General features: G+C 71.2%; 5 protein-coding genes and 1 CRISPR repeat array. Of the genes, 3 read left to right on the top strand and 2 right to left on the bottom strand.

Going from position 1 to position 6,751, the window contains the following annotated elements; all coding sequences use genetic code 11:
• Positions 1-5 precede the first annotated feature (5 nt).
• A CRISPR array of direct repeats spans positions 6-705; the repeat unit is 29 nt; unit sequence CTGCTCCCCGTGCACGCGGGGATGGACCC.
• A gap of 344 nt (positions 706-1,049) precedes the next feature.
• Together BLT97_RS18450 and BLT97_RS18445 are read right to left on the bottom strand one after the other, a co-directional pair.
• Positions 1,050-1,697, bottom strand: coding sequence for a response regulator (locus BLT97_RS18450; protein WP_093611574.1), 648 nt, complete (start codon positions 1,695-1,697; stop codon positions 1,050-1,052).
• Positions 1,682-2,899: a sensor histidine kinase gene (locus tag BLT97_RS18445; protein WP_093611572.1), complete on the bottom strand. Its 1,218-nt coding sequence runs from the start codon at positions 2,897-2,899 to the stop codon at positions 1,682-1,684. Before BLT97_RS18445 ends, BLT97_RS18450 begins: the two co-directional genes overlap by 16 nt.
• 136 nt (positions 2,900-3,035) lie before the next feature.
• Here BLT97_RS18445 and BLT97_RS18440 point away from each other — a divergent pair, with 136 nt between their 5' ends.
• The 3 genes from BLT97_RS18440 to BLT97_RS18430 all read left to right on the top strand — a co-directional run bounded on the left by BLT97_RS18440 (position 3,036) and on the right by BLT97_RS18430 (position 6,751).
• Entirely contained in the window at positions 3,036-3,806 is a 771-nt protein-coding gene (locus tag BLT97_RS18440; RefSeq protein ID WP_093611570.1) for an ABC transporter ATP-binding protein, read from the top strand.
• Between the two features lie 5 nt (positions 3,807-3,811).
• Positions 3,812-6,196 carry an ABC transporter permease gene (locus tag BLT97_RS18435; RefSeq protein WP_093611567.1) on the top strand — a complete coding sequence of 795 codons (2,385 nt, stop codon included), beginning with the start codon at positions 3,812-3,814 and terminating at the stop codon, positions 6,194-6,196.
• A gap of 222 nt (positions 6,197-6,418) precedes the next feature.
• Positions 6,419-6,751, top strand: a complete 333-nt coding sequence (locus tag BLT97_RS18430; RefSeq protein WP_093612150.1) for a hypothetical protein — start codon at positions 6,419-6,421, stop codon at positions 6,749-6,751.

Raw genomic sequence — 6,751 nt, 5'->3', positions numbered from 1 at the left:
AGTTCCTGCTCCCCGTGCACGCGGGGATGGACCCGCCATCTCCACCACGCTCAGCGCCCAGCCGAGCTGCTCCCCGTGCACGCGGGGATGGACCCATCGCGGCGCGCTCGACGAGGTCGGTCATGCCCTGCTCCCCGTGCACGCGGGGATGGACCCGTGGAGTCGCGCGGCGGTGACGGTGTCGTCGTCTGCCCCCCGTGCACGCGGGGATGGACCCCGCGACGGCTCGCAGACGTTCTTCGTGGTCGACTGCTCCCCGTGCACGCGGGCATGGACCCCGGCCCATCGAGCAGAACGCCGCGACGATCAACTACTCCCCGTGCACGCGGGGATGGACCCGCGCTGACGACGAAGTGGGACGGGCTGCCGCCCTGCTCCCCGCGCACGCGGGGATGGACCCCACGTACGACCCGCGAGAAGGCGAGGAACGCACTGCTCCCCGCGCACACGGGGATGGACCCGAGTACGGCACCCAGTTCCGCAAGTTCGGCCTCTGCTCCCCGCACACGCGGGGATGGACCCTGCCACGAGCAGGCCGCCGCCGGCTCCGATGACTGCTCCCCGTGCACGCGGGGATGGACCCGTGCAGAACGTGGGCCTGCGGGACGTGACCATCTGCTCCCCGTGCACGCGGGGATGGACCCGAGTTTTCGAAGGAGACGCCGAGCCCGATCAGCTCCTCCCCGCGCACGCGGGGATGGACCCACCGGGTGTCGTACGCGGCGGGTCCGTACGGCGTGGGTGGCTTTCGCGGGCCGGGGGGCGCCCGGCTCGAGTTGCCGCTCAAGAGCAGTTGACCAGCGGAAATACCCGTCGCGGCGGTCCGCTCACGGACGCGGTGACGGTGCTGGATTTGCGCTGGATCGTCCTCCGTCGAGCGGCGTTTGTGCAGGTGGCAGCCCTGCGTCAGATGCCTCGGTTCACCATCTAGTCCCGGCTCACCGCCAAGCCCCGGCAACCGTCAACCTCGGGTGCCGTCAAGTCCCGGATGCCGTCCGGGATCCAGGAGCCCTAAGATCGCGTACATGCGGGCCCTGGGCTTCTTCGGTTCACGCCCGCAAATAAGCAAGCACCGCCAACACCCGCCGATGCCCCTCCGTATCCACCGGCAGGTCCAGCTTCGAGAAGATGTTGCCGATGTGCTTGTTCACCGCTGCCTCGGTGATGAACAGGTGCTTCGCCAGGTTCGCGTTGCTGCGGCCCTCCGCGAGGAGGGAGAGGACCTCGCGTTCGCGGGGGCTGAGGCGTTCCAGTGGGTCCTGGCGCAGTTGGACCAGTTGCTGGATGACCTCGGGGTCGACCACGGTTCCGCCGGCGGCGACCCGGTCGATCGCGGAGATGAAGTCTGCGACCGCGCTCACCCGTTCCTTGAGCAGGTAGCCCACGCCGGCGCCGCCGCCCGAGTCCAACAGGCGCAGGGCGTACGAGCGTTCCACGTACTGGCTGAGGACGAGCACGGGCAGTCCGGGGAACTCGGTGCGCAGTGCGACCGAGGCGCGCAGGCCGTCGTCGCCGAGCGAGGGCGGCATGCGGACGTCCGTCACGATCAGGTCGGGGCGGTCGGCGTGGACCGCCTGGACGAGGGCGTCGGCGTCGCCGACGGCGGCCACCACGTCGTGGCCGACCCGTTGGAGGAGGCCGACCAGGCCTTCGCGCAGCAGGACGGCGTCCTCGGCGACGATCAGGCGAAGCGACACGGTACCTCCACGTGCACCAGGGTGGGACCACCGACCGGGCTCGACACCCGCATCCGGCCGTCGAGGGCGGAGACCCGGTCCGCCAGGCCGGTGACGCCGCTGCCCGCGGGGTCGAGCCCGCCGTCGCCGTCGTCCTTGATGTCGAGGATGAACAGGTCGGAATGGTAGCGACCGTGGACGTGTGCGGTCGTGGCGCCGCTGTGTCTGGCGATGTTCGTCAGGGCCTCGTTGATCACGTAGTACATCGTCGATTCGAGCTTGCGCGGCAGCCGTTCGGGCAGTTTCAGGTCCACCGTCACCGGGATCGGGAAGCGGCCCGCGTAGTCCTCGATCGCCGCGACGAGTCCGTGGTCGGCGAGGACCGGTGGGTTGAGGCCCCGGATCAGGGCGCGCAACTCCTGGTGGGCGGTGGAGAGTTGGCGCTCGGCCTGGGTGAGCAGCTCGTCCTGCGCGGAGCCCTCCTCGACGTCGAGGCGCATCAGGCCCAGGGTCATGCCGAGCGAGACCAGGTGCTGCTGGGCCCCGTCGTGCAGATCGCGTTCGATCCGTACGCGCTCGGCGTCGAAGGAGTCCAGGAGGCGGGACTGCGAGGCGCGCACCTCGCGCAGCTCCTCGCCCAGTTCGGTGTCGCGCGGCGCGAGGAAGGTGCGGGCCATCGCCGCGCGCGCCCCGGCCCACGAGGTCACCGTGTAGGGCGAGGCGAGCAGCACGATCACGCCGAACACCGTCCACGGCCAGGTGTCTGCGGAGGTGGCCGCGATCAGTGTGGCCGGCAGACCGAAGGAGAAGCCGAGCACGAGCAGGTCCAGCCACCAGAGGGATGCGGCGGACAGGAGCGTGAAGACCAGCTCGCGCCAAGTCGCCTGCTCCTTCAGGCGGGTGGCGGCCCAACCGCGCAGGCCCGGGGCGTCCGGTGTGCGGTGCGGGTCGGTCAGCCGGTCGAGGTCCACGAGCCGCAGCCGCCGGCGCTCCACCGTGGCGACCACGGTGGAGGCGAGGACCAGGCCGACCAGCGGTGCCACGCCGATCAGGACGACGAGCAGGGCCAGGCCCGCGGCCAGCCCGAGCGCGAAGACGAGGACCGCCGCGGCACCGACCAGGACGCCGCCGCCGAGATACGCGAGGGACCGCCAGGGCCAGCTGGAGGTCAGGAAGCTCAGGGGACGCTGAGCCATGGCCTGCCAGGCCGTTGTGGGTTGCATGTGATCAACGTACTGAGGCGAGTGCGCCCCCGATGCCGGGAAATGCTCGCGGGCCGCGAAAGGTAGAGCTGGCTCTACCTCGGAAGTAGAGAGCGGATCAGTGCCCCGACCGGTCCTCGCACGGTGGGATCTACCTATGACGACGACGAGCCACATCACCCCCGCACAGGACGCGGTCGAACTCCACGGCCTCCGCAAGGTGCACGGCACCGGCGGCCGCCAGGTCACCGCTCTGGACGGCGTCTCCCTCGGCTTCCCGCGCGGCACCTTCACCGCGATCATGGGCCCCTCCGGTTCCGGCAAGTCGACCCTGTTGCAGTGCGCGGCCGGTCTCGAGCAGCCATCCGAGGGCAGGATCGTGCTGGCCGGCGTGGACATCGGCCGGCAGACCGAGAAGGAGCGCACCGAACTGCGACGCAAACACGTCGGGTTCGTGTTCCAGGCCTTCAACCTGGTCGAGTCCCTGACGGCCGCGCAGAACGTGGAGCTGCCGTCCCGGTTCGCCGGCACCAAGGTCAGCCGCGAGCAGGTCGAGCAGGCGCTCGCCTCCGTCGGACTCGCCGAGCGCGCCGGACACCGTCCCAGCGAGCTCTCCGGCGGACAGCAGCAGCGCGTCGCCCTCGCCCGCGCCCTCGTCACCCGCCCCGACGTCCTCTTCGCGGACGAGCCGACCGGCGCCCTGGACACCGTCACCTCGCGCGAGGTCCTTCGGATGATGCGGATGCTGGTCGACCAGGAGGGCCAGACCACCCTGATGGTCACCCACGACCCGGTGGCCGCGGCCCACGCCGACGTCGTCGTCTTCCTCAAGGACGGCCGGATCGCCGACCGCATTCCGCTCGACCGCCAGGCCGGTGTGAACAACGCCGCGGCGATCGCCACCCACATGGCCCGGCTGGAGGCCTGACAGACATGCTGATCCTCGCGAACGTCCGTGAGCGCTGGTCCGGATTCCTCGGCGCCTTCGTCGCCGTCCTGGTCGGCGTGGCCCTGATCACGACCACACTGGTCATCTACGACTCCGCCAAGGCCAAGGTCCAGCCCCGTTACGCGGGCACCGCGGCCCTCGCCCTGCCGCCGCAGGCCGTCGACGCCGACGGCAGCCCCGAGGACCGGATGCCCTGGAGCGCCGCCGAGGCCCAGCCGCTGGTGGCCGGCCTGGAGAAGGTCCCCGGCGTCGCCGACGCGGTGGTCGACCGCTCCTTCTACGCCCAGGCGATCAAGGACGGCAAGCCCGTCACCGACGAGGGCGCCCTGGAGTCCGGGCACGGCTTCGGCAGCGCGCAGATGGCTCCGTACAAGCTGGTCTCCGGACGGGCCCCCGCCGCCGCGGACGAGGTCGTGGTCGACCGCGCCCTCGGTGCCGCCGTCGGCAGCGAGCTGACCGTCAACATCACGCAGGGCCGCGAGCAGTTCGAGGTCGTCGGCACCGTGGACGGCCCCGGCTACTACTTCAGCGAGGAGTTCGCCGCCAAGCAGCAGCCCGGTGTCGCCGCCGTCGCCCTGGTCCCCGAGAAGGGCGCCGAGACCGGTGCGATCGTCGCCGCGGCGAAGAAGGTGCTCGGCGAGCAGGGCAGCGTGGTCTCCGGTGACGGACGGTCCGAGCTGCAGCCCGCGCACATCGAGCACAAGCGCTTCCTCGGCGTCCAGCTGATCAGCGCCATGGCCCTCCTCGGCCTGTTCACCACGGTGTTCGTGGTGGCCTCCATGCTGGTCCTGTCCACCGGGATGCGCCGCCGCGAGATCGGCCTGCTGCGCACCATCGGCGCCTCGCCGCAGCAGATCCGGCGCATGATCCTCGGTGAGGCCGCCGTGGTCGGCGTGGCCGGCTCGATCGTGGGCTGCGTGGCCGGTGTGGCCGCGAGCCCGATGCTCCTGTCGATCCTCCAGGGCCTGGACGTCACCCCGCCCGGCATGGAGATCACCATCGCCGCCTGGCCGCTGCTCGTGGCCTCCGTGATCGGTGTCGGCGTCAGCGTGATCGGCGCCTGGACGGCGGGCCGCAAGGCCGCCAAGGTCGCCCCGATCGAGGCGCTGCTCGACAGCCGCTCGGCCAACAAGGGGATGGGGCGCGGCCGTTGGATCGCCGGTCTGTCCGTCCTCGGCCTGGGCGTGCTGCTCGCCATCGGCACCGCCACCTCCACCGCCGACAACCGCATCAACATGGCGATCTTCGCCACCATGACGCTGATCGTCGCGGCGGCCCTGCTCGCCCCGGTGTTCGTCGGGCCCGTCGGCCGGCTCCTGACCGCCCCGTTCCAGCGCGGCGGCAAGGCCGCCCCGGTCCTGGTCCGGGCCGAACTGGTCGCCAACCCGCGCCGCGCCGCCTCCCTGGTGGCCCCCGTGATCGCGGCCGTCGGCTTCGCGGTGCTGCTCAGCGGCATGGTCGAGACGATGCGGGTGGCGTACCCGGCCGGTGAGGCACTGAAGGTCGCGGGCCAGACGATCGTCACGCCGGACGGCACCCCGGGCAACACCGACGAGGTCGTCGCGGCGAACCCGGTGGGCAAGGCCGCGCTGCCGACCCGTGCGTTCATCGAGCCGAAGGCCGGTGCGGCGGCCCGTGTCCTGGACGTCCTGGGCAGCCGGGACCCGAAGTGGAACAAGCAGGGTCAGGCCGTACTCGGCGAGAAGACGGCCGGCGAACTGGGCCTGAAGCAGGGCCAGGAGGTCCCGGTGCGGTTCGCGGACGGCGCCACCGTCACGCTCACCGTCGCCGAGGTGCTGCCCGACGACCCGGCCCGCGGTGACTTCGTGGTCGCCCGCGACTTGGTCCGTGCCCACGACCCGGCGGCGCTCACCGACGACATCTTCGTCCCGGCCGGCTCGAAGGCCACGGACGCGGTCCCCGGGGTGGCGCTGCACGACGCCGCCGAGTTCGCCCTGGCCGACTACAACACCGACGCCAAGCTCACCGAGTCCCTCGCGATGATGCTGATCGTCATCGCGGTCGGCTACAGCGTGATCGCCGTAGCCAACTCCATGGCCATGGCGGCCCACGGCCGGCGTCGCGACTTCGGGGTGATGAAGTCGGCCGGCGGCACGGTCCGCCAGCTCCTGTTCACCTCGGCCGGCGAGACCACGCTGGTCATCGTGATCGGCGCGGCCCTCGGTGTCCTGGTCACGCTGCCTCCGCTGGCCGGGATGGCGGCCGGCCTCTCCGAGGCCACCTCCTCGGACGTGGGCCTGCACCTGAACTCCGGCGCCCTCGTCACGGCGGTCGTCGGCACCTTGGCGGCGGCGGTCCTGGCGGGGATCGCGGTCACGGCGAAGACGCTGAGGCGGCAGGCGGCGTAGGGGCGCGGCCTCTCGGCCGGCGGCGGAGCACGGAAGATGTCTCGGGCTCCGCCGCCACAAGGCCGATTTCCGCCTCTTCGTCTCGTACTGCGTTGCGTTCGCAAGGAGGCTCGGGTGAGGATGATCCATGGCCATGTGGCACATGTGGCATGTGGCGAGCGCGAGGGGCGGGTCAACGCGGGCCTGTCTGCCGGAAACTGGATCCACGGGGGTGGTGTGCGCGTGAAGTTCGACATGGGTGCGTCCGTGTTGTCGAATCTGCGGTCGCAGTCGCAGACGTCGAGTGACGATCTGGGGTCGCTGATCCGTCAGTTGATCGCTGCGGCGCAGCCGCTGGAGGGCAAGTTCAACGGCTCCGGCAAGGCGGCATTCGACGCGTTCAAGAACAACTCGGACGAAATCACCGCGGCGTTGAACGGGGCGCTGTCGGCGATCCTGGGCGGCCAGTCCGGCATGGACTCGGCCTTCGGCACCGGTGACCAGGAGTCGGCCGACAACGCCCGCCAGAACATGGCCGCCGCGAACTTCGACGCCGCCCGCTTCGGCGGACGCTGA

The organism is Streptomyces indicus (assembly GCF_900100315.1).
GTDB lineage: Bacteria > Actinomycetota > Actinomycetes > Streptomycetales > Streptomycetaceae > Streptomyces > Streptomyces indicus.
This window is presented reverse-complemented; position numbering and strand designations above follow the sequence as displayed.

Coding starts and splice junctions, on each gene's coding strand:
- BLT97_RS18435 (WP_093611567.1), top strand. CDS start 3,812: ATGCTGATCCTCGCGAACGTCCGTGAGCGCTGGTCCGGATTCCTCGGC.
- BLT97_RS18445 (WP_093611572.1), bottom strand. CDS start 2,899: ATGCAACCCACAACGGCCTGGCAGGCCATGGCTCAGCGTCCCCTGAGC.
- BLT97_RS18440 (WP_093611570.1), top strand. CDS start 3,036: ATGACGACGACGAGCCACATCACCCCCGCACAGGACGCGGTCGAACTC.